We start from the raw sequence: 22,747 nt of genomic DNA, 5'->3' as shown, positions 1-22,747 counted from the left end.
ACCTGGGCGGGAGTCTTCCGAAGGCTCCGAAGGGGGTGCGGGGGACGGGGCCGGCATCGTGCGGGACACTCGCGGAATCACCGGGAACCGGCCGGGAATCCGCGAGAGCGCCCGGAACGGAGAGGCGCCCTCCGTGCGACGAACTCGCAGGCGGTTGCGGGCCCGGGGGCCTCTCCCCGCGGGAGACGCTCCCAAAGACGGTTCTTCAGGGCCGTATCCGGAGAACGGTCCTGAAGAACCGGCGAACCATCCGGTCCGGGCGGGTCAGGCGGGTGGGTCAGGCGGAGAAGACGCGGTCGACGAGTCTCGCCGTCGCCTTGCCGTCGTCGCGGGGGACGTAGGTGCGCTGGAAGAGGTCGTACTTCTCGGCGTGGGCGGCGGCCACCTCGTCGATCGACTTCAGGGCCTTGATGACCTCGGCCCCGGTGGACAGCAGCGGGCCGGGGGCCTCGGCGGCGAGGTCGAGGTAGATGCCCCGCTTGGACGAGTAGCGCTGCAGGTCGTAGGTGAAGAAGAGCATCGGCCTGCCGGTCGCGGCGAAATCGAACATGACCGACGAGTAGTCCGTGATCAGCACATCCGCGATCAACAACAGATCCGTGATATCCGGATATGTCGTGACGTCGCGGCCGAGGCCGGCGCGCACGTTCGGTGCCGCCTGCATCGAGTGACCCCGGATCAGGAACTCGTGGCCGGGACCGAGCACCCGGTGCGCCTCGGCCAGGTCCAGGCGGATCGAGGCGTTCTTGCGGTCGTAGTCGCGGTAGGTCGGCGCGTAGAGCACCACCTTGGCGCCCTCGGCGATGCCGAGCCGCGCGCGCACCGCCGCGGCCAGCTCGTCGCGGTCGGGGGCCACGAGCACGTCGTTGCGCGGGTAGCCGCTCTCCAGGACCTCGCCCTGGTAGCCGAACGCCTTGCGCATGACGCGGGTCGCCCAGGGACTCTGGGAGACCAGCAGGTCCCAGCCGCGCACCTCGACGGCCTGCCGGTGCCAGGCCGGCGGCTTGGGGTCGCGGGACATGTGCGGCAGGTCGTTGCCCAGGCGCTTGACCGGGGTGCCGTGCCAGGTCTGCACCACCACCTGGTCCTCGCGGGACCGGAACCACGGCGGCAGGAAACCGTTGGTCACCACGTAGCGCGAGCGGGCGAGCGCCGCGTAGTGCTCGCGGCTGCCCGCGCGCACCACGGTCGGCCCCCCGCCCGTGCCGAAACCGAGCCTGTCGGGGCCCGGCGGCACGAACGCGCCGTCCTTGACCACCCAGATGTGCTCGCCGGTGTCGCCGCGCCGCACGCGCTCCTCGTACACCGCGCGGACGCTGCCCTCGTACTGCCGCCCGTCGTAGGCGACGTAGACGGTCGCGTCGTTCAGCTCGCGGGCCCGCTCGGCGGGGTAGAAGTGCCGGCGCAGGGCGTACAGGCCGCCCGCGCCCTTCTCGTCGTCGGGAAGGTGCTCGGCGACGGAGAGCACGGGGATGTCGAAGCGGGTGGAGATCAGGCGGTATTCGCGACCGTCACGGATCTTCGTCTCCTCGTCCAGCCCGTCGAGGATGGCGTGGTCGACGCGGAACGGGACGATCTGCCCGGCCGCGTCGCGCACCGCCATGCTCCAGGTGCCGCTGTTCAGCGGGGCCGTGTCGCCGAAACGGGGCATCGCGGCGGGCGCGAGCCTCACCGTGAAGCGGGAGTCCTCTCGCTCCAGGGGGATCGCGTGGATCAGCCCGCTGCGGTGCTTGAGGGTGAGCGCGGCCTCACCGGAACCCGGGTAGGAGCCCTCCAGGGTGAGCACACCCCCCTCGTCCCAGGTCGCGGCGGTGACGACCGGGCGGATCCGGTGCGCGGAGACGCTCACGCGGTCGCGCCGGTCGCGCAGCACGGTGATCTCCCGGTCACCGACGACCGTACGGCTCTCCTGCGCCTTGCCGATCATGACGGAGGCCGCGGGGTCGCCCTTGGGCTCGATCCAGAGCCTGCCGCCGTCGCGTTCCTGCAGCAGGGAGGCCGTCGCGAGCGGCACGACGACGGTGGTGCCGCCCTCGCCGGGGGTGAAGTCGGCGGCGATCCGGTGGCCGTCCAGGCGGGCCTGTCCCCTGTTGACCTCCTTGCCCGGCAGGAAGACCTCGACCTCCAGGCGCTCACCGACCAGCCGCACGCCGACCAACTCGGCCCGGGTGGGCTGCAGCACGATCTGGAGGGCACGGTCGGAGGTCCAGACGGGACGGATCCACCAGCCCTTGCCGAGGTCCAGGCCCGCGGGACGCTCGGTGCGGCCGGTGGAGGGGCCACGCAGCAGACCGCCCGCGCGGGCGCCACGGCTCCAGATCACGATCTCGGCGCGCCAGGTGGTGGTGTCCTGGACGGTCTCGCGGCGGCGCAGCAGGCGCTTGCCGCCGCGCACCACGGCCCGCACGGCCGAACGCCAGCGCAGCGGCCACGGGCTCATCTCGGCGGTGAAACCGGACCAGTCGTAGTTGCAGCCCGCCTCCTCCGCCCCGTGGGTCGCCTCGGGGTGGAAGACCCTGCGGGTGCGAAGCCGCACCGGCGGCAGCCAGCGCGGGCCGCGCAGCACCACGGTGGCCCGGTTGAAGCGGCGGCTGCGCACGGACAGTCCGGCCAGGTAGGCGTGCCCGCTGACATGCAGACGGCCACCCGACCAGGAGATGTCCTCGATCTGGGTGACCGGGATGAGGTCGGCCGCCCGCAGGCGGTACAGGGCCTCGGGCAGCTCGTCCTGGAGCGGCAGGTCGGCGTACCACCTGAGGCTCTTGCGGACGCGCCTGGACGGTTCGGCCGCGGCGGTGACGAGCTTTTGCAGCGCGTCGCCGTCGGCGAGCTCGTCGATCTCCCGGTGCTCGATCAGGTGGAAGGCGATCCTGCGGGCGACCGGAAGGTCCCGCTTGACCTTCGGGTCGACGCCGGTGACGTACGGCTTCAGGAGCGTGACGAACTCGCGGCGCTTGGCGGCTCCTCGTTTGGCCGCGATCTCCAGCCTGGACCCCAGGGGGCCGGCCAGCGCGTCGGCGTCGAAACGGCGTCGCTCGACCGGTTTCAGTCCGTCTGCCAGCACCGCTTCCATGATCGAGTCGAGTGGTTCTCCCCGGTCGCAGAGATCCTGGACAGCCCGCAGGCGATCGGCGACGGGGTCGCCGCCGGCTCGTGCGGGAGTGGCACCGGTCGCCATGGAGAAGGCACCGCCTTTCGGACAGAGCGCTGTCCTAGGCCATGTTAGTGCGCCACAGCAGGGCCGGTTACGCCGTAATTTACGGGCTTGAAGGATTTACAGGCATTTGTAATCTAGCCGGTTTCCCGCTCGGTCCCTTCGTACCGTCTACGGTTTCCCGTCCCATCTGGCCGCCCGCATGTCGGCGCGCGTACCCCTCAGCGGGGTCCGCTCCTCGCGCCAGCTCACCAGGCACCGCTGCTCGTGACCGGGCGGCGGGGTGCCGTCGGCGTGCACGACGCGCCACCAGGGCACGCCCCCGCCCCACGTGGACATCACCCTGCCGACCTGGCGCGGACCTCCCTCGCCGAGATACTCGGCGATGTCGCCGTAGGACATCACCATCCCCGGCGGGATGCGCTCGACCAGGTCGAGCACCCGCTCGGCGTACGGGGTGGGGTGGCCTACTGGCTCCATACGGTCGGTCCGGCGGAGAGGATCTCGTCGAGCTTGCCGAACTCGTAGGCCGCGGAGCCGTTCAACTGCTCCACCAGACCACCGCGGATCGCGTAGGACTCGCCGTCCTCACCGACGAGCCGCGCCCCCAGGAGGGCGGACACCCGCGCCAGCTGGGCCACCTGCCAGTCGGATCCGGGCGTACCAGAAAGCCGACCGTCCCATACCGCTATGGCATGGATCGCGCCATTGTGACGGGCCAGGATCTCTCCCGACTCCTGTGAACCTCTGAATTCGAACCCCGCCTGCCCCAGCACAGTCGCGAGTTCCGCGAAGGCGAGAGGCGCAGGGCGCTCCACGCGCAACTCGTACCCCATAAGGCGCGAGACTATCGAACCTTCCAGGTATTCCGGGTATGAATCCCGACATCTGGGCTGCCGCATCCGAACGGTGTCCAAAACGCGTTCGAATCGCAGTCGAATCGGCGTCGAACACGGTTACCTCCGCGATCTCCCGCGCCGGATCGGCTCGGGGGCCGCCATCGCCTGCCCTTCCCTGCCGGAGTGCCGGTTGAGCATCACCACGGCCCCCGCGAACGCGAGCAGGCCGGCCACGAGGCCCGTGCCGTACAGCCAGAGGCGCACGGGCTCCGGACCCGGCCTGCTGGGCTCGGTGGGCAGGGTGCCGTCACCGAAGTGCTTGCCCTCGGGAACCGGAACCTCCTTCGCGCCGGCCACGAGGCGGCCCGCCGCCTCCAGGGCGGCCGCGGCGTCGACGACGCCGAACCCGACGTGGTCGTCGTAGCCGTTACGGGGTCGGGACGTGGCCGTGGAGGTGAGGGCCTGCGACACCATTTGCGGCGATATATCCGGATATTTTGCTTTTATTAGGGCGGCGACGCCTGCCACCAGCGCGGTCGCCGAACTGGTCCCCTCAGAAGACCCGTACTCCCCACCGGGAACGACCACCGGAACGTTGACGCCCGGCGCCGAGACCAGGACCGAGAGGTTGTCACTGCTGAACGTCGCCGGCCTGCCCAGATCGTCCACCGCGCCCACCCCGATCACCCCGGAGTATCCGGCGGGGAAGTTCCAGAAGGAGGTGGCCTTGTCCATGGCGTACTGGGAATCCCCGTCGTTGCCCACGGCCGCGACGAGCACCACCCCCCTGGACAGCGCGTAGGAGACCGCCTCCCGCTCGCTCCTGTGCGGCCCGTAGGCGCCCAGCGACATGCTCACGACCTTGGCCCCGTGGTCGGCGGCGTAGCGGATCGCGCGGGCGAGAGGGCTGTCTGCGCGCGAGCGCAGGTCCTCGGGCGGCGCGGAGGAGCCGTCCTCCGGCCGCTCCTCGACGATCAGCGGCAGCGAGAGGATGCTCGCCTCGGGCGCGACGCCGAGCAGGCCCTCCTCCCCCTTCCCCGCCCCGGCGATGAGCGAGGCCATCGCGGTGCCGTGCCGCCCGGCGTCCGGTGCGTCCCTGTCGAATTGGACCGGCCCCATGTCCGGCCCGGAGATCACCCGCCCCCGCAGCTCGGCGACCTGGTCGTCCACCCCGCTGTCGACCAGGGCCACGATGACGCCCGCGCCCCTGGTGACCTTCCACGCCTCCCCGGCGTTGAGCATCTCCAGCACCCAGCGCTGGTCCTCTCGGACGTCCGCAGCCCCCCCGGGCTGTACGGAAACAGACGGTGCCGACACCGGCGAGGCGGCCGACACCGGCCCGGCGAGCGCCGGACCCGCCACGCAGAGCGCGGCCAGCACTCCCGCCGCCCAGAACCGGCGCCGCCTCAGCACACGTTCCCCTGGGTGCACTGGGGCACGGCGCTCGGCTCGTCGCCAAGGGCACGGGCGATGCGCCCGGCGACCGCCTGGGCCGCGGGCCACAGCTCGCTGTGCAGGATCTCCTCGGGGGCGACCGCAGCCCGGGTGCGCCCGTCGGTGTAACCGGCGGTGGAGAAGACGATGTAGGGGCCGACGCCCACCCAGGCGTTGCGCTGGCGTTGCGCGGCCCCGAAGAGCTCGGTCGCCGTGCCGGGGAAGGCCACGGGACGCACCCCCACCCGGTCGTCCACGCCCAGCTGCGCGGCCGCGGCGAGCCTCCGCTCCTCGTTGTCGAGCACGGCGATGCCCACGGTGAAGACGAACGAGGACGTCTGGTCGACGTAGGTGGCCCGCAGCAGGGTGCGGCAGCCGTATTCGGAGAGCACCGATCCCACCGGCGCGTCCGTTCCCGCCGCGCAGGCCACCTCGGGGGCGAGACCGACCCTGCGAGCGTACTGCTGGACCCTGCCGAGGCCGATGTACTGCAACTCGACGGGGAAGACCAGGTCGGCGGTCCAGGTGTACCAGCGCCTGGCGATGTCGTCCTGGATGTAGCGGGCCTGCTCGGCGGCGGTCAGCGGGCGTGAGCTCGTCTCGCGCACCAGCCCGACCGTGCCGGTCAGCACGTTGGTGGCGGCGATGGCGAGGATCGTGCCCACCAGGATCAGGAAGATCGTACGGAAGTGGATGCCCTGCTCCAGGGTCGCCAGCTCGGCCCGCCTGACCGCCTCGCGGTCGCGGCCCGCCGCGGGCCAGGACCGCACCCGGGCCCGCCGGGCGGACGCACCGGGCGCGGGCGCTCGCCGACCCCGGCCGCCTCCGGCGCCGCCGGTGCCACCCACCCGTGAACCGGACGGCGGCCAGCCGCCGCGCGCGCGGGGGGCGGGAGTCCCCAGGGGCCGCTCCGGCTCCCGGGACCGCCCTTGCTGCGACATACTTCCGATGCTACGTCGAAGGACCTCTCCGCCCTATCGGTGGAGTGTATTTTCGCGGCGCTCTCCCGCCCGGACGTCCACGGTCAGGCCGGAGGCTCACGGCCAGGGGGCCGTGAACGGGTCCCGCACGGGTTCCTCGACGATCTCCGACGAGCGCGTACGGCCGATGCACACGGCGAGCACGATCAGGGAGACGACCGCACCGAGCCCGGCGGCCACGGCCACCCCGCCGTACAGGGTGATCCGGTCCCGGTCGCGGTGGACGATCCGCACGGGCTCGACCGCCCTGCCCAGCGGGCGGGCGGGGTCGTGCCCGCCGGCGCCCCCGGCCCCCTCGGCGGTGAGGGTGTGCCGGGAGATCCTGGCGGCGGCGGCGAGTGCCCGGGTGGCGTTGACGACGCCGAAGCCCGTATCGGTGTCGTAGCCGCCGGTGGGCCGCCGGGTGGCTCCCGCGGTGATCGCCTGCACGACCAGCGCGGGCGACATATCTGGATATTTGGCCTTGATGAGGGCGGCGACGCCCGACACCAGGGCGGTCGCCTGCGAGGTGCCCCGGCCGACCCAGTACTCGTCCCCCGGCCCGGCGCCGAGGATGTCCACCCCCGGCGCGGCCACCAGGACCGAGGGGTTCCGGTTGGAGAACGAGGCCCGGCGCAGCCCGCGGTCCGTCGCGGCGACCGAGACCACCCCGGGGAAGGCCGCCGGGTAGGAGTAGGGGGCGTGACCTCTCGCGTCCGGCTTCTCCGCGCCCTCGTTGCCCGCCGCCGCGACGAGCACGACCCCCTTGGAGATCGCGTACCGGATCGCCGACCGCTCCTCCCTGGTCGCCAGCTCCTTGGAGATCGACATGTTGATCACGTCGGCGCCGCGGTCCACCGCGTGCCTGATGCCCCTCGCCACCACGTTCTCGTAGCGCTCGGCGGTGTTGAACTCCCGGAAACCGGGCTCCTCGTCCTCCAGGATGACCCGTACGGAGAGCACCTTCGCGCGTGGCGCGACGCCGATCACCCCGTCGCCGCCGCCGGGACCGTGCCCGTGTCCGGCGATCAGCGACGCCATGTACGTGCCGTGCAGCCTCAGGGGTTCCACCCCCGGAGGGTTGGCCCCGGTCGTGAAGTCCTTGCCCTCGATCACCGAGCCGGCGAGATCCCGGTGGTCGCGGTCCACCCCCGAGTCGAGGACGGCCACGATCACCCCCCTGCCCTCGGAGATCTGCCAGGCCGCGGGCAGGTCAAGGGTTCGCAGCACCTCCCGCTGGCTGTCCCTGACGTCGTCGGCCCGCGCGACCGGTGCCGGAACCAGGACCACCGGCACCGCCAGGGCCGCCAGCACCACCGGCGTCGCCCGCGTCACCGCGCTTCTCAGCGCTCTCAGCGCCCTCGGTGCCCTCGGTGACACCAGAAGTCTCAGCGCCACCAGCACGGTGAGCACCGGAGGCACCCCCACGGACGGCCCGGCGGCGGGCGGACGCCTCGGCGTGGTCAGCATCGCCATTCCGTGGAGGCGCAGTCGGGGTGGGCGGGCATGGACAGCTTGGCGAGAATGCGGTCGGCGATGTCCCCGGTGAACGCGAACAGGGTCGGCCGCTGCTCGCCGACCGCCCTCGCCGGTCGGCCGTCGGTCTGCCCGACGGTGGCCATCACCAGGTACGGGCCCGCCTGCCGGGCGAGGCCCGCCTGGCGCCCCGCGGAGACGAACCTGTCGGTGACGGTGCCGGGGAAGGCGAGCGCCCTCAACCCCGGCGAGGGCCTGCCACTCTTGGGCAGTGCCGTCCTCGCCGTGGTGGCGCCGATCTCGTCCGCGAAGGCCGCGACGCCGACGGTGACGACGATCCCCTGGAGCGCGTCGATGTAGGTGGCCCGCAGGATGCCCAGGCAACCGGTCCGTCGCAGCACCTTGCGCAGCGGGGCGTCGACCGCCCTGTCACAGCGGGTCTCCGGCGAGATGCCCACCCGGCGGGCCTTCTCCTCGCCGCCCTGCTCGGGGGCGTAGGTGACGGTCTCGGGAAAGACGCGCCCGGCCGGCCATGCCTGCCAGCGCCTGGCCACCTCGTCGAGGGCGGCCCGGTCGAGCTCCGCCTGGGTCGGCCCCCGGGTGAGCTCCGTCGCCGCGGCACTGCTCGCCACCCCGGCCACGATCGCGCAGAACATCGTGAGGGCCGAGGCCACGACCAGCGTCGGCCATGAACGCCGCCGCTGACGTGGGACTTCATGCACGCCCCCGACCTTAATGCGGCGAGGCGGGTGTCATCCGCCGTTCCGTCCAGATCCGTCAGTGTGGAGAGCACTTGGTGACCCCGACGGAACCACTGGAACCACTGCGGACCGCCTGAACGGCGAGCGCCCCGCGGAGCGCGTGCTCCACGGGACGCCGGACATACCGGACACGGGGCCTCAGTAGGTGGGCAGGCTCGGGTCGACCGTCTTGATCCAGCTGAGCACGCCGCCGCCCACGTGGACGGCGTCGGAGAAGCCGGCGCTCTTGACGACCGCGAGGACCTCGGCGGAGCGGGCACCGGACTTGCAGTGCAGGACGATCTTCTTGTCCTGCGGGAGCCGCTCCAGCGCGGAGCCGTTGAGGAACTCTCCCTTGGGGATGAGCACGGCGCCGGGGATGGACACGATCTCGTACTCGTTCGGCTCGCGGACGTCGATCACGTAGATGCTCTCGCCCTGGTCCTGCCAGGACTTGAGCTCGGCGGCGGTGATCGTGGAGCCGGAGGCGGCCTCCTGCGCCTCCTCGGAGACCGCGCCGCAGAACGCCTCGTAGTCGTCGAGGAGCTGGGTGACCGTCGGGTTCTTGCCGCAGAGCACGCACTCGGGGTCCTTGCGGACCTTGACCGAGCGGTAGTTCATCTCCAGGGCGTCGTAGATCATCAGACGGCCGACCAGCGGCTCCCCGATGCCCGCGAGGAGCTTGATCGCCTCGTTGACCTGGATGGAGCCGATCGACGCGCACAGCACGCCGAGCACGCCGCCCTCGGCGCACGAGGGGACCATGCCGGGCGGCGGGGGCTCGGGGTAGAGGCAGCGGTAGCAGGGGCCGTGCTCGGCCCAGAAGACGCTGGCCTGGCCGTCGAAGCGGTAGATCGAACCCCAGACGTACGGCTTGCCGAGGAGAACGGCCGCGTCGTTGACCATGTAACGGGTGGCGAAGTTGTCGGTGCCGTCCACGATGAGGTCGTAGGCGGCGAAGATCTCCATCACGTTGTCCGTGGTGAGCACCTCGTTGTGGACGACCACGTTGACCAGCGGGTTGATCTCCCTGACGCTGTCGGCGGCGCTCTCCGCCTTGGGGCGGCCGACGTCGGCCTGGCCGTGGATGACCTGCCGCTGCAGGTTGGACTCATCGACCACGTCGAAGTCGATGACGCCGAGCGTGCCCACTCCCGCCGCCGCGAGATAGAGCAGCGCCGGAGAACCCAGGCCTCCGGCGCCCACGCAGAGCACCTTGGCGTTCTTCAGACGCTTCTGCCCGGCCATGCCCACGTCCGGGATGATCAGGTGGCGCGAGTAACGGCGCACCTCGTCGACGGTCAGCTCGGCTGCCGGCTCTACCAGCGGTGGCAACGACACAGTTCTGCTCCCGTTTCAGGGGTCCTTGATGCGGCTGGCGCAGCACGCTCCACTCACAACCTAACCCGGTGCCCCCGTCATTCCCCAACCGGTGTGAGACGCGTCTCGGCGATGAGGAGCCTCGCCTCCCGGGCCACCCGCTCGGGGAACTCCATCTGGGCCACGTGCCCGGCGTCGGGCAGCAGCACCAGCCGCACGCGCGGGAACGTCCGGACCGCACGGGCGGCCATGCGGGGGTTGACGAGGCGGTCGTGGCGGCCGTGGACGACCAGCGTGGGCGCGCTCACCTGGGCCGCCTGCCGCCACAGGTTCGTCTCCCCGCGCCTGAAGTACTCGGCGACGATGCCCCGGGCCGAGTTGATCATCGCCTCCACCGCGTACGGGAGGCCGTCCCTGCGGCGCAGCTCCTCGGCCGCCTCCCTGAGCCGATCAGGGTGGATCCGCCCGGTGTCGGCGTAACACAGGGCGAGCGTCGCGCCGAGCCTGCGCTCGGCGGGCAAGAGGGTGAGCCTGCTCGCGGCCCACTCGCCGATGCGGGGCACGGTGGACAGCGCGACCCGAGCCGGAGCGTACCTGGGCAGAAGGTCGGGCAGGGCCGGCGAGATCAGGGTGAGCGACCGGACCAGGTCGGGGCGGGTGGCCGCGACCCGCACCGAGACGGCACCACCCAGGGAGTTTCCGAACAGGTGTACGGGAGCGTTGGAGAGCCGCTCGATCAGGGCCGCGACGGTCCGGGCGTGGGCGTCGACGGAGTAGTCGGCGCCCGGCGGCGCGGGCGAGTATCCGGCGCCGGGCAGGTCGAGGGCGTGGCCTGTCACCGTCTCGGACAGCTCGTCCATCAGGTCGGTCCAGTTGGTCGCCGAGCCTGCGAGACCGTGCACGTAGACGGCGGTCTCGGAGGGCCCACGGGGTGTCGACCGCACGTGGACCCGCTGTTCGCCGAGATCGATCATCTCACCCGGCCAGATGGGGATCGGGTTGTTCACCACTCGCCTCCTGTCGTCCCACTGCCCTTCCACGATAGTTCGGCCCCCGAGATGCCGGGAGACAGCCTCCGGTTACCACGAAAGACGCATAACGCATTTTTCACCAGATGTCTTTTATTGCACGATTTATCATCATTAATTCGACGGCGTTCCATCCGCACCGCGACCGTCGAGGGGCACGTCGACGACCCGACCCCCTCTCCACGCCTCACCATCAAAGAACAAAGGCGACATTAGAGACATTTCATTTCAAAACTACTAATAAGAGTCCAACACATGTCATAAATAGATAAGAGCAGCGCAAAGCCCTTCGATTCCTGTTTCTAGCCCCACATGGGCGGAAATCACGACAAGCAGGGATGGCTCACAGTCAGCCACCTTTGACAATTCCGATTTATGTGGAAAATGTCAGAAATCGGGGTAATCGATCCTTTCAAGGGGGAAACGCATGCCCAAGTACAAGAGTGTCCTCGCAGGAGTCGCGATCAGCACGGCGCTGACCGGCGGAGTCGTCGGTTTGGGGGCGGCGACCACCGCCACGAGCGCCGGTGCGATGACCACCACGATCACCGCCGCCGCCTTCCCGACCTGTGGCGGCGGCTGCGGCTGGCGTCGCGGCTGCGGCCGCTGCTGTGGTGGCGGCTGGCGCCACCACCGTCGCAGCCACCACCGCATCAAGGTGATCATCAACAACCACAACAACAACCACAACGAGCTGCGCAACGAGAACCGCAACGGTCTCCTCCGGCCTCTGGCCTTCGGTGACGACGACGACGAGTAAGTCACCGGCCCGGGATCGCGTACCACACAGGGGCGCGGCACCATCGGAGGACAGGATCACTCACGGCCCGGTCCGCGATTTTCCGCGGCCTCGCGACCGTGACGGAGAGACAGGATCCCGCGCTCGCCGCGACCGTGCTCCTCATCCAGGGGAACGGGTCAAACGACGACAGCGGAAACCTGAGGAGAGATCTACAGGCACCTGACTCTCACCACAGTGCGAGTTCTCATCTCACGAAGTAACGGCGAGGCCCCGCGGTTTCCGGACCGCGGGGCCTTCGCGCGTCCTCCGCGACCTCCCGCCCTCCGCCTTTCCCGCCGGCGCCCGGCATCTCCCCCGAACCGTGAACTCCTCCCGCCATCTCGGCGCCCGCGCATGAAGCGGCAAAGGCCCGCCCCTCGACGGCGTCCCGCCCCCTCACCTCGCCCCCCAAAGAACAAATCGGACATTAAATGCATTTCATTTCAAAGCGACCAATAAGCATCCAACATCGACGATAAATAGCTAAGAGGATCGCAAAAGCCTTCGATCTCCGTTTGTCAGCAGACATGCGAGGAAACTATGACAACCAGGGATGGCTCATCACCGGCCATCCCTGACAATTTCCGGCTTATACGGGAAAAGTCAAAAACGGGGATACTTAGTCCTTACAAGGGGGAAACGCAATGCCCAAGTTCAAGAGTGTCATGGCAGGGCTCGCGATCAGCACCGCGCTGGCCGGCGGGATCGTCACCATGGGCGCGGCGACCACTGTCATGAGCGCCAACGCGATGACCACCACGGTCACCGCCGCCGCCTTCCCGACCTGCGGCGGCGGCTGCGAGCGTCGCTGCTGCTGCGGTGGCGGCCACTGGCGCCGTCACCACAGCCGCAAGCGCTTCAGGCTGATCATCAACAACCACAACAACAACGACAACGAGCTGTTCAACGACAACCGCAACGACCGCATCGTGCCGCTGATCGGCACGGGCGCCGTCGGTTAGTCCTCGGAGCGAGGCCGCATCCCCCGACCGGGGCGCGGCACGTTCGGAGAACAAAATCACTCACGGCGGGATCCACGATTTCCCGCGGTTTCCAGGCCGTGACAACGGAGAGACAGGACCCCGCGCTCGCCGCGACCGTGCTCCTCACCCAGGGGAACCGGCCGAACGACGACAGTGGGACCCCGAGGAGAGATCCGCGGGTGCCTGATCCTCACCACAGTGCGAATTCTCATCTCACGAAGTGACAGCGAGGCCCCGCGGTTTCCACACCGCGGGGCCTTCGTCGTTCATGCCTATTCACGGCATACCGCCTCTCCCCTCCACCCGGCCGCCCCCCGCGGCACCGGCGTCCGTTCGGACCATCGGCGGATCGCCACGGGAAGAACCGTCCCCTCCGGGAAACGCGCGATCGAGACGCCGGAAGCCGAGGCCGCACGACACTCTCGGCGGGCGCGAACCGCACCGTCCCCCTCTCGGCGACATCCGGCCCTCTTTCCTCCCCGAAGAACAAATCCGACATTAAATACATTTCGCTTTAAAGCGACCAATAAGCATCCAACATCGACGATAAATAGCTAAGAGTAGGGTAAAAGCCTTCGATCTTCGTTTGTCATCAGACATGTGAGGAAACCATGACAAGCAGGGATGGCTCATCACCGGCTATCTCTAACCATCTCTGGCAATTCCCGACTCGCACGGTAAATGCCAAAAATTGGTAAATCGATCCTTTCAAGGGGGAAACGCAATGCCCGAGTTCAAGAGTGTTCTCGCAGGGCTCGCGATCAGCACGGCACTGGCCGGCGGAGTCGTCGCCATGGGTGCGGCGACCACCGTCACCAGCGCCAACGCGATGACCACCGCGGTCACCGCCGGCACCTTCACGACCTGGGGCGGCGGCGGCTGCTGCCGTCGTGACCGTGAGTTCCGTCGCACTCACCACCGCTTCCGTCTGACGCTCAACAACGACAGCTGCAACCGGAACCGGCTGCACAACAAGACCCGCTCCGACCGCCTCGTGCCTCTCAAGGAGCACGAGCACGAGCACGAGCACAGGCCTTACCCGGAGCCCACGGCGCCTCCGGTCGCCGCGTCCTGATCCCCGCTTGACACGGGGGCGGAACACGAGGCCGACAACGGCTGGAACCGCGTTTCACAGCGGCTCGGAAACCGTTACCGAGAAGTAGGAATCCCATGTTCACCAGGGTCGCGTTCGCCCACTCGGGAACGCCGGTCCGGACGGTGAGCATAGAAAGCCGGGGATGACATCCTCGGGATTTCGACTCTCAACACAGTGCGAATTCTCATTTCTCACGAAACACAGGCGGGGGCTCCGCGGTTTTCCGGCCGCGGGGCCCCCGTCCTGCGTTGTCCGACGTGTTATCCGAAGCCCACCACATGGCCCTCCGCACCGCCTCCGCGCCCCTTACTCCTCGTCCCCTCACATCCCCTGCCCCCTGTATCCCCGAAGGCCACGGCCCTCCCTCACGTCTCAGCCGGCACGGCACTCTCTCGAACGACCGAGCGCGGCCCTCTCCGCCGACACCTCACCCCGGCCCGGATGTCGCGCACACGTTCGCCAAGCCCCGTCGACGCCATGGATGACGCCATGAGCGGCCCGATGCCGCGTCTTTCTCTGCGCGCGGCACCCGAGGTCGTACGCTGGGCGATGTCCGACGTTTACCGGAACCGGGCGAGGAGAGGGAGCTTGCCGAAGCCCGGATGACGACAGGGGATGTCTGAAAATGAACGCGTGGGACGACAGATCACACGGGGAAACGGCCGACGACCTTCCCGAGGAGCTCTCCGTCGAGACGCCCGCGGCCGACGCCGCCGAGCAGCACAGGCCGGTGCGCGAGAACGGCTCGGAGACTCCCACCGACCTCCCGCTGGAGGTGGATCCCGCCGACGCCGCCGAGCAGAGCCGCGCGACGCGCGAGGAAGAGCCGCGGTGGCCCGACTCCGTCCCCCTGGAGGCCGATCCGGCGGACGCCTTCGAGCAGCGACGCACCGTCGAGCTCGACGAGGACGACTATCGCTGACCCGGGTTACCCACGCGTAGGATGGCCCCAGACGCCAGGAGCTTGACACGAGGAGACCACGTGACCGCTACCCCGGACGCCAAGCCCCGGGGCACCCGGCTGCCCCGAACAGCTCGCCGCCGCCAGCTGCTCAGCGCGGCACAGGAGGTGTTCGTGGAGAACGGCTACCACGCGGCCGCGATGGACGAGATCGCCGAGCGGGCAGGGGTGAGCAAGCCGGTTCTCTACCAGCACTTCCCCGGCAAGCAGGAGCTCTATCTGGCGCTGCTCGACCTGCACGTGGACGACATGATCGCCCGCTGTCGCGACGCCCTCGCCTCCACCACGGACAACAAACAGCGCGTCCAGGCCGCGATCGGCGCCTTCTTCGACTTCGTCTCCACCCAGGGGGAGGCGTTCCGGCTGGTCTTCGAGTCGGACCTGCGCAACGTCGCCCCGGTCCGCCAGCGCATGGAACGCAACCTCCGTGAGAGCGCCGAGATGATCAGTCAGGTCATCCAGGAGGACACCGGCTGCTCCAGCGACGAGGCGCGCCTGCTCGGCGTCGGGCTCGTCGGCATGGCCGAGGTCAGCGCCCGTTACTGGATCAGCAGCAACGGCTCCATTCCCAAGGACGCGGCCACCCAGCTCATCGCCCGCCTGTCGTGGCGCGGCATCTCCGGTTTCCCGCGCACCGTCGCCGACCACTGAGGTCCCGGGGCCGATCGCGCTCCCGCCTGCGATCCGGTTGTTCGCTCGCCGCGATCAGCTGTTCGCTTCGCGCGATCAACCCGCGCGTCGGGCCTTCGTTGGGGAGACCATGGGGCGAGCAACCCTCATCGAAAAGGGAGCACGATGGAAATCAAGATCGGCGTACGTTCCGTGCACCGTGAACTCGTAGTGGAGACCGACCTCACGGCCGAGCAGCTTGAGGGCGAGGTCAGCGCCGCCCTCTCGTCCAGCAGCGGTGTCCTCACCATCACCGACGTCAACGGCCGAAAGATCATCGTCCCGGTCGCCTCACTCGGCTTCATCGAGATCGGCGAGGAGCAGGCGCGTCCCGTCGGCTTCGGCGGCACGCTCTGACGGATTCCGGGCTCGCGCCAGGTCGTCGTCCCTCGTCGGCATGGCGCGGTCCGCGGATCCGGTGCGAGCGCGCCGCCGGAGCCGCAGGGAGGGGCGCCCGGCTCAGGCACATCCGGTGGCAGGACGGTCGCCCTGAGAACATCCCGCTCCCGGATGCCGAAACCACAGCCGCCGAAGCCTCAGGTGCCTGAGCACTCGTCCCGCTCGCCGAACCCGCAGCAGCGCGGACGTCTGACGCGGCGCAGATGCTCCCGCCCCCGGCTCACCGCCGGGCAGCCCGCACCTCCCCTGCGCAGCACGGGACGCGAAGTCCAGCGGTTCGGCCCACATCTCGTCAAGGAACTGCCATAGCGGCGCGAGGCCCTCATGTCTCGCACGCTACAGCTGTTCGCCGCCTCACGTGTCGTGATCCGCCGACCGGCTTCCCCTCTCCGCCACCGGCGAACAGGCTCGAAGGCGATCGAAGGCCCCGGGCCCGGCACGTGCGGGAAGCCCGTCAGGGACCCGGGGTGAGCCCCAGGGCGGCCATCCGCCGGCCGTGCTTCTCGCTCAGCCGGGAGAACATCCGGCTGATGTCCTCTCCCACCGCCTCCACCAGCAGGGCCGCGAGCTCCGGTCTGGCCGCGGCCACGTGCTGCCCCTGGCTCAGTGCCTCTCCCACCATCCGCCTCGCCCACAGCGCGAGCCGTCCCGCCTGCTTGGGATCCTCGGAGAGCGCCGCGCGGACCCGCTCGACGGCGAACTGCGACCGTCCCTCGTCCGTGAGGACCTCGTCGACGAGTTCCCGCGTCTCGTCGTCCACACCGACGGCCGCCTCGCGGTAGAAGTCGAGCGCGATCCCGGTGCCGACGTACGCCTTGACCAGAGCCTCCAGCCAGTCTCCCGGGAAGGTCCGGGCGTGCCAGTCGTCCAGCGGCCCGGTGAACGGCGCCATCGCCTCCTCGGGGTCCACGCCCAGGGAGGTGAGCCGGTCGCGGAGCAACTCGAAGTGCGCGTACTCCGCCGCCGCGAGGCCGCCGAGGGCGGCCTGATCGGTCAGCGAGGGGGCGTACCTGGTGGCGTCCTCGGCGAGCCTGAGGAACGCGGTCAGCTCGGCGTAGGCGAGGACGCCGAGCAGGTCGGAGACGCCGGGGGGGGAATCGCTCATGGAGGCAGCCTACGAGTTCGGCGGCCTCACGATTCACCGGGAATACGAAGAAATCGGTTCTCCGTTGTGGTATCGAGTACACTGCTCTGTGAAAGTGCGACCGCACCGTGTTAATCCGGGATATCCACGCCCGGACGCCCCCATACGTCGGCGTGACGCCGCAGCGGTCGCTGATGACATGAGAGGGCTGGACCTTCCGCGAGGACCCGGCACGGGGACACGTTTTCTGCCCGTGGTCCCGGCAGGCCTGCCTTCAACGGAGATTTAGGCAGGCCAAGCTGACGACGTTCCGAGACCTCGGAGTCACCCCAGAGATCGCCGATGCCCTTGAGACCGAGGGCATCATCGCGCCGTTCCCGATCCAGGAAATGGCACTCCCCCTGGCCCTCAACGGCCAGGACATCATCGGCCAGGCGCGCACCGGCACCGGCAAGACCTACGCCTTCGGCGTGGCGATGCTGCAGCGGGTCGGCAAGCCGAGGAAGAACCGCAAGAAGCCCCGCGGGCTGGTCGTCGTACCGACCCGCGAGCTCGCCGTCCAGGTCACCGAGGACCTCGTGACGGCGGCCGGCAAGCTCGGCTCGCGGATCCTCACCGTGTACGGCGGGCGCGCCTACGAACCCCAGATCGAGGCGCTCAAGCAGGGTGTCGACGTCATCGTCGGCACCCCGGGCCGCCTGCTCGACCTGGTCAAGCAGAAGCACCTCGACCTCAGCCAGATCGGGACCCTCGTCCTGGACGAGGCCGACCGGATGCTCGACCTGGGCTTCCTGCCCGACATCGAGCGCATCATCAAGCTCATCCCGGCGGAGCGGCAGACGATGCTGTTCTCCGCGACCCTGCCGGGCGAGATCGTCGCCCTGTCCAGGCGTTACCTCACCCGCCCCACCCACGTGCGGGCGGAGAACAACGACGCCGAGGCCGAGGCGACCCCGCAGACGACCCAGTTCGTCTGGCGGACGCACCGGATGGACAAGATCGAGATTGTCGGCCGCCTGCTGCAGTGCGAGGGCCGCGGTCTCACCATGATCTTCTGCGAGACCAAGCGCGCCTGCGACATGGTCGTCGAGCAGCTCAAGGAGCGTGGCTTCGCCGCCGCGGCCGTCCACGGCGACCTCGGCCAGGGCCAGCGTGAGCAGGCCCTGCGGGCCTTCCGCAACGGCAAGATCGACGTGCTGGTCGCGACCGACGTCGCGGCGCGCGGCATCGACGTCGACGACGTCACCCACGTCGTCAACTACGACTGCCCGCAGGACGAGAAGGCGTACGTCCACCGGATCGGCCGCACCGGCCGGGCCGGCAAGACGGGCGTCGCGGTGACCTTCGTCGAGTGGGAGGACCTCACTCGCTGGAAGGTCATCAACAACGCGCTCTCGCTCCCCTTCCCCGAGCCGGTCGAGACCTACTCGACCTCCCCGCACGTCTTCAGCGACCTGGGCATCCCCGAGGGCACCAAGGGCGTGCTGCCGCGCGCCAACCGCTCCCGGGCGGGTCTGGCCGCCGAGGAGGTCGAGGACCTCGGCGAGACGGGGCGCATCCGCTCCCGTCCATCCCGCAAGGGACGCGAGGACGATCGCGAGGAGCGTCGCGAGCGTCCCGCGCGCACGTCCCGCGAACGCCGTCGCACCCGTGGCGGCCGTAGCGGCGGGGAGGTTTCCGCGCCGGTCGCGGACGAAGGACTCCAGTCCCCTGTCGTCGAGATCGCCGAGGTGGAGGCGGATGTGGCAGCCCGCAGGGACATCCGTGACGAGCAGCCCGAGGCCGCGCCCCGCAGGGGCAGGGCCCGCAAGGCGGGGCTGAACCCCGAGGTGAGCCTCACCGGCACGTCCGAGGCTCCGGTTCACCCCGAGCCCGTCGCGGAGGAGCCGGTTCGCCGGCAGCGCCGCGCCCGCCGCGAGCAGGTGGCGGACGTCCCCGCGGCTCCGCAGACCCCTTCGGCCCCGCCGCGGGCCGACGAGCGGGTCGCGGCGTTCGCGGAGCCCAGAGAGGACGACATCGTGGCGGAACGCTGGGACGACGAGCCCGTGGTCGAGGCTCCCGCGCCCCGGCCTCAGCCCGAGAAGATCATTCCTCCGAGCCCGTTCTCGGTGATCTTCAAGTCCCCGGACCTGGCGTCGGACGATGACGAGATCGCCCCCTCGGCGGCCTCGGAACGCGTGCAGAGCCGCCGCCGACCGCCGGTACGCAACGGTCAACAGCGAGGATCGCGTCGCCCCAACTAGCAAGTACCACCATGAAAAGGGGCGCGACCATATCGGTAGCGCCCCTTTTCACGCTCCCGGCCCCTCGCGGACGCACGGAGCGCAGTCACCAAGAGAGGTATCGTGGGGCCACGTGAGTACGCCGCGTTTTCTGACCCTGCCTCCTGGCGTCCGCTCTCGCCAGATCGAGACGGCGGTGGGCTCCTTCGCCGTACTGGAGGCCCTGCCCGTCAGCGGCATCCCGGAGCGATGGCCCGCCCTGCTGGTGCCCGGCCTGACCGGCAGCAAGGAAGACTTCATCGCGGTCCTGCAGACTCTCGCGCAGTCGGGTCGCCAGGTCGTCGCGATCGACATGCGCGGCCAGTTCGAGACGAACGGCCCTGACGACAGGAGCGCCTACACCCGCGCCGCGCTCGGCAACGACGTCGACGTCCTGGCCCAGGTGATCGGCCACGGGGGTCCGATCCACCTGGTGGGCCACTCGTTCGGCGGCCTGGTCACCCGGGAGGCGGTCATCGACGGCCGCACCCGGTTCGTGTCCTACACGCTCATGAGCTCCGGGCCGGCCGCGATCGTCGGGCCCCGCGAGCGCGCGGGCCGCTTCATGATCTCGGAGCTGCCCGAAGTCGGTCTCGAACACCTGTGGCACACCCGGCTGGAGCCCGATGCCCTCGCCTCCGGGGTGTCCGACGAGATCATCGCCTTCCTGCGCAAGCGGCTGTTCGCCAACTCGACCGTCGGCATGCTCACGATGACCAACGAGGTGCTCACCGCGCCCGACCGGTGCGACGAGCTCACCCAGGTCGAGGTCGACACCCTGGTCCTGTACGGCGAGCACGACGACGGCTGGCCGCCGCGCATGCAGGCGGAGATGGCCCGCCGCCTGGACGCCGAGTGCGTGGTCGTCCCCGGCGCGGCCCACTCTCCCGCGGTGGAGGCACCGGAGACCACGGCCGCCGCCCTCATCCGCTTCTGGAACGCCGCCGAGAGCCGTCTCAGGAGCTGACCCCGCCAGGTCCCGGCGGGTGGCATCGGGTCGTCGCGTGACCGCCTTCGAACGGCGTCCCGGGTGAGCGGGTGCCGCCCCGACGAAGGCGCGCGACGTCGAGCCCTGTTGTTCGGGCGCGGGGCCGGTGAGACGGTCCTCGGCTTCAGCGCGGGCGATCCCTCGGCTTCAGCGCGGGGGATGCCGTCGCCAAGTCCTCGCCATCAGTCGGAGAGGGCCGCCCAGGGCTCGCGCTCGGTGCCCGCGGCCTGCCCCTCGGGGCAGTGGCGGCGGAAGTCGCACCAGGAGCACAGGGGTCCCGTACGGGGTGGGAAGGCCGCGTCGATCTCGGGGGGCACGACGGGCGGGGCCTGGTCGCCGCCGCGTGCCTTCGTCGGGGCGGCTCCCTTGGGCCGGGCCGTGGCCGACCACTCCTTGTAGCGCTCGTCGGCGCCGGACGCCTCGACGGCGATCTCCTCGGCGTGGCCCAGGTGGCGGGCGAGCGACTCGTCGGTGTGCTCCCACTCCACGATCGAGGCGGTCGGCAGGTGGTGGAGCTCGACCCGGTGGCAGGGGCGGCGCATCATCCGGGAGGAGGCGATGGCGTAGACCGCCAGCGCGAGCGAGGAGCGGGCGTCGTCGGTGGTGAGCGGGCGTCTGCCGGTCTTGTAGTCGACCACGACCAGCTCCTCGCCGCGCCGGTCGAGCCGGTCCACCCGGCCGGAGAGCGCGACGACGGAGGTGCGTGTGGCGACCGTACGCTCGACGCCGACCGGCTCGGCGGAGGGGTCGAGGCTCGCCACGTATCCGCTGACCATCTCCCTGGCCCGATCCCGCCAGGTCCGCGACTGCTCCGCGTCGCGGAACCCCTCGTTGATCCATCCCCTGATGAGCAGGCTTCCCGCGACCTCGGGCGTACGCCGCTCGGGCGGCTCACGCCACCAGGCGGCGAGGGCGTTGTGGACGCTGGCGCCCACGCTGTTGTGCGCCCACGCCGGGCCCTTCCGCGGCGCGGGCCGGTCCAGGTAGGTGAACCGGTAGCGGCGGGGGCAGTCGAGCCAGTTGTTCAGCCGCGACGGCGTACAGGCGTAGAGCCGCCGCGGCATGCCCTCCAGGGGAAGCTGATCCATTTAGAGCTGTTCGTCCCGGAGGTTCAGCCGGATTCCCGCCGCGCGCGTGCCGTCGGTGAGCGGGCCCTCCTCTTCCGGCGCCTCGGCGCCGCGGGTCAGCGATCCGGAGAGCCAGGCGTCGAACTGGGGCTCCAGGTCGCCGATGGTCGTCTCCTCCCCGTGCGCGGGCAGCACCCGGGTGCTGTGCGGCAGGGTGAACAGCCGCCCGCCGATCGCCGTCAGCTGGTCGGCCAGGGCGGGATACTCACCGCCGATCCTGCCGGGGCCGTCGGCCTGGAGGGTCTTGCCGGTGAAGACCGCGTCCAGGGCCTCGCAGTACAGCGAGACACCACCCTGGGAGATGCCGGGGGTGGACATGACCTCCAACTGGACGCCGCCGACCTCGAACAGGCCCTCGTCCTCCATGTCGATGTCGGGCCAGGTGTCGGGCCAGGTCAGCCGCCACAGCGGCCGGTCCTTCGGGTGAAGGGCGACCACCGCCTCGTCTCTGGCCGCGACCTCGATGGCCGCGCCCACGTGGTCGGGCAGGCCGTGGGTGCAGATGATCGCCAGCACCTCCCGCTCGCCGACCTTCTCCAGGATCTTCTCCGCGTCGCGCGCGGCGTCGATGACGATGACATCCTCGTCGTCACCCAGGATCCACGTGTTGTTCTCGACCTTGTGCTCGACGCCGTCGACATCGACGACGCCCTCGGTCACCACTCGCTCGATACGCGCTGTCACGCTTCCGAACTTTACTGCCTACACCCGCCCTCCGGTTCGGACGGAACGGTCAAGGCTCCGAACAAAGGGGACGCGAGCGGGCGAGTGTCAGGACGCCGGGACGTCCAGACGCGGGGAGAACGCCCCGAAGGGCAGGTCAAGGGCCTGGTCCTGGTCGCGCAGATCGCGCAGGGAGAGCTCGGCGAGGGTGATGAGGTAACCGGCCTCCGGGGGCCACACGACCACCCAGAGCCAGTTTCCCATGGCCTCACCGGCGTAGACGGCCCGGTCGGGGGCGGCGGTGACGCACCACAGGGAGCACGGATGGCCCCTGACGTCGATCTTGGCGTGCGGCGGGCCCTGGTCGAACCCGGTGCCGGGGTCGGTGCCCTCCAGCCCCGCGAACGCCGCGCCGAGTCCCACCCCGGGCTCCTCCGCGATGATCAGCAGGTCGGCGGGACCGTAGGTCAGCGAGGGACCGGAGACCGCGACCACGGTGGCCCGCGTACCGCTGCGCTCGTCGCCCGCCTCGGCGAATCCCGTGACCAGCCACCCCGTGGGCAGCGGCCAGGGAACCCAGGCGGGGACGCGGGAGTCTCGGGTGACGGCCTCCACCGCGGCGGACGACGGAGGTCTGGGTGGCTGGAACGGCAGGACATCGCCGTGCGGACCGCATCTCCAGGAGCTTGACCAAGCACTCGGCGGACGAAGCGGGCCGAAACACCGTGGACAGACAGGGGCGGCTTTCACGCCTACCCACGCTGCTTCTTGTACGGGTCATCCGT

The 22,747-nt window shown here is 70.1% G+C and carries 21 protein-coding genes; 8 read left to right on the top strand and 13 right to left on the bottom strand.

Going from position 1 to position 22,747, the window contains the following annotated elements:
• Positions 1-277: 277 nt before the first annotated feature.
• The 9 genes from ACFY3D_RS21960 to ACFY3D_RS21920 all read right to left on the bottom strand — a co-directional run bounded on the left by ACFY3D_RS21960 (position 278) and on the right by ACFY3D_RS21920 (position 10,929).
• Positions 278-3,178, bottom strand: coding sequence for a CDP-glycerol glycerophosphotransferase family protein (locus tag ACFY3D_RS21960; RefSeq protein WP_389981792.1), 2,901 nt, complete (start codon positions 3,176-3,178; stop codon positions 278-280).
• A gap of 147 nt (positions 3,179-3,325) precedes the next feature.
• Positions 3,326-3,634 carry an MGMT family protein gene (locus ACFY3D_RS21955; protein WP_350947865.1) on the bottom strand — a complete coding sequence of 103 codons (309 nt, stop codon included), beginning with the start codon at positions 3,632-3,634 and terminating at the stop codon, positions 3,326-3,328.
• Complete coding sequence (locus ACFY3D_RS21950) at positions 3,622-3,972, bottom strand: hypothetical protein (RefSeq protein WP_389981790.1); 351 nt, start codon at positions 3,970-3,972, stop codon at positions 3,622-3,624. Before ACFY3D_RS21950 ends, ACFY3D_RS21955 begins: the two co-directional genes overlap by 13 nt.
• Positions 3,973-4,110: 138 nt before the next feature.
• Positions 4,111-5,406: a S8 family serine peptidase gene (locus tag ACFY3D_RS21945; protein WP_389981788.1), complete on the bottom strand. Its 1,296-nt coding sequence runs from the start codon at positions 5,404-5,406 to the stop codon at positions 4,111-4,113.
• Positions 5,400-6,368, bottom strand: a complete 969-nt coding sequence (locus ACFY3D_RS21940) for a hypothetical protein (protein WP_389981786.1) — start codon at positions 6,366-6,368, stop codon at positions 5,400-5,402. The genes ACFY3D_RS21945 and ACFY3D_RS21940 overlap by 7 nt, the downstream gene beginning before the upstream one ends.
• A 96-nt stretch (positions 6,369-6,464) precedes the next feature.
• Positions 6,465-7,856, bottom strand: a complete 1,392-nt coding sequence (locus ACFY3D_RS21935) for a S8 family serine peptidase (RefSeq protein WP_389981784.1) — start codon at positions 7,854-7,856, stop codon at positions 6,465-6,467.
• Positions 7,850-8,584, bottom strand: a complete 735-nt coding sequence (locus ACFY3D_RS21930; RefSeq protein ID WP_389981782.1) for a hypothetical protein — start codon at positions 8,582-8,584, stop codon at positions 7,850-7,852. The genes ACFY3D_RS21935 and ACFY3D_RS21930 overlap by 7 nt, the downstream gene beginning before the upstream one ends.
• Before the next feature lie 177 nt (positions 8,585-8,761).
• The gene (gene moeZ / locus ACFY3D_RS21925; protein WP_389981780.1) at positions 8,762-9,943 is read right to left on the bottom strand and encodes an adenylyltransferase/sulfurtransferase MoeZ; all 1,182 of its coding nucleotides are present in this window, start codon (positions 9,941-9,943) and stop codon (positions 8,762-8,764) included.
• A 77-nt stretch (positions 9,944-10,020) separates the two neighbouring features.
• Positions 10,021-10,929 carry an alpha/beta fold hydrolase gene (locus ACFY3D_RS21920; RefSeq protein ID WP_389981778.1) on the bottom strand — a complete coding sequence of 303 codons (909 nt, stop codon included), beginning with the start codon at positions 10,927-10,929 and terminating at the stop codon, positions 10,021-10,023.
• 448 nt (positions 10,930-11,377) lie between these two features.
• Between ACFY3D_RS21920 and ACFY3D_RS21915 the strand changes: the two genes are divergently transcribed.
• From ACFY3D_RS21915 to ACFY3D_RS21890, 6 genes are all read left to right on the top strand, one after another.
• Positions 11,378-11,710: a hypothetical protein gene (locus ACFY3D_RS21915; RefSeq protein ID WP_389981776.1), complete on the top strand. Its 333-nt coding sequence runs from the start codon at positions 11,378-11,380 to the stop codon at positions 11,708-11,710.
• Between the two features lie 665 nt (positions 11,711-12,375).
• Positions 12,376-12,693, top strand: coding sequence for a hypothetical protein (locus ACFY3D_RS21910; protein ID WP_389981774.1), 318 nt, complete (start codon positions 12,376-12,378; stop codon positions 12,691-12,693).
• 745 nt (positions 12,694-13,438) lie between these two features.
• Complete coding sequence (locus ACFY3D_RS21905) at positions 13,439-13,789, top strand: hypothetical protein (RefSeq protein WP_389981772.1); 351 nt, start codon at positions 13,439-13,441, stop codon at positions 13,787-13,789.
• 646 nt (positions 13,790-14,435) lie between these two features.
• Entirely contained in the window at positions 14,436-14,732 is a 297-nt protein-coding gene (locus ACFY3D_RS21900; RefSeq protein WP_389981770.1) for a hypothetical protein, read from the top strand.
• 60 nt (positions 14,733-14,792) lie between these two features.
• On the top strand, positions 14,793-15,422 hold the full coding sequence (locus tag ACFY3D_RS21895) for a TetR/AcrR family transcriptional regulator (RefSeq protein ID WP_350947877.1): 630 nt from the start codon (positions 14,793-14,795) through the stop codon (positions 15,420-15,422).
• Positions 15,423-15,566: 144 nt separating this feature from the next.
• Positions 15,567-15,797, top strand: a complete 231-nt coding sequence (locus tag ACFY3D_RS21890) for a DUF3107 domain-containing protein (RefSeq protein ID WP_362899091.1) — start codon at positions 15,567-15,569, stop codon at positions 15,795-15,797.
• A 496-nt stretch (positions 15,798-16,293) separates the two neighbouring features.
• Here the strand turns inward: ACFY3D_RS21890 and ACFY3D_RS21885 are convergent, their stop codons facing one another.
• Entirely contained in the window at positions 16,294-16,944 is a 651-nt protein-coding gene (locus ACFY3D_RS21885) for a ferritin-like fold-containing protein (protein WP_389981768.1), read from the bottom strand.
• Between the two features lie 368 nt (positions 16,945-17,312).
• On the opposite strand from ACFY3D_RS21885, the gene ACFY3D_RS21880 reads away from it, so the two are divergent.
• Positions 17,313-19,166 carry a DEAD/DEAH box helicase gene (locus ACFY3D_RS21880; protein ID WP_389981766.1) on the top strand — a complete coding sequence of 618 codons (1,854 nt, stop codon included), beginning with the start codon at positions 17,313-17,315 and terminating at the stop codon, positions 19,164-19,166.
• Positions 19,167-19,278: 112 nt separating this feature from the next.
• Complete coding sequence (locus ACFY3D_RS21875) at positions 19,279-20,151, top strand: alpha/beta hydrolase (RefSeq protein WP_350947881.1); 873 nt, start codon at positions 19,279-19,281, stop codon at positions 20,149-20,151.
• A gap of 203 nt (positions 20,152-20,354) precedes the next feature.
• Here ACFY3D_RS21875 and ACFY3D_RS21870 read toward each other — a convergent pair whose 3' ends face one another.
• The 3 genes from ACFY3D_RS21870 to ACFY3D_RS21860 all read right to left on the bottom strand — a co-directional run bounded on the left by ACFY3D_RS21870 (position 20,355) and on the right by ACFY3D_RS21860 (position 22,712).
• Positions 20,355-21,260, bottom strand: coding sequence for a RecB family exonuclease (locus tag ACFY3D_RS21870; RefSeq protein WP_389981764.1), 906 nt, complete (start codon positions 21,258-21,260; stop codon positions 20,355-20,357).
• Complete coding sequence (locus ACFY3D_RS21865) at positions 21,261-21,983, bottom strand: MBL fold metallo-hydrolase (protein ID WP_389981762.1); 723 nt, start codon at positions 21,981-21,983, stop codon at positions 21,261-21,263.
• Positions 21,984-22,070: 87 nt separating this feature from the next.
• On the bottom strand, positions 22,071-22,712 hold the full coding sequence (locus tag ACFY3D_RS21860; protein WP_389981760.1) for a DUF6758 family protein: 642 nt from the start codon (positions 22,710-22,712) through the stop codon (positions 22,071-22,073).
• Positions 22,713-22,747 lie beyond the last annotated feature (35 nt).

The organism is Streptosporangium sp. NPDC000509, assembly GCF_042898365.1.
GTDB lineage: Bacteria > Actinomycetota > Actinomycetes > Streptosporangiales > Streptosporangiaceae > Streptosporangium.
This window is presented reverse-complemented; position numbering and strand designations above follow the sequence as displayed.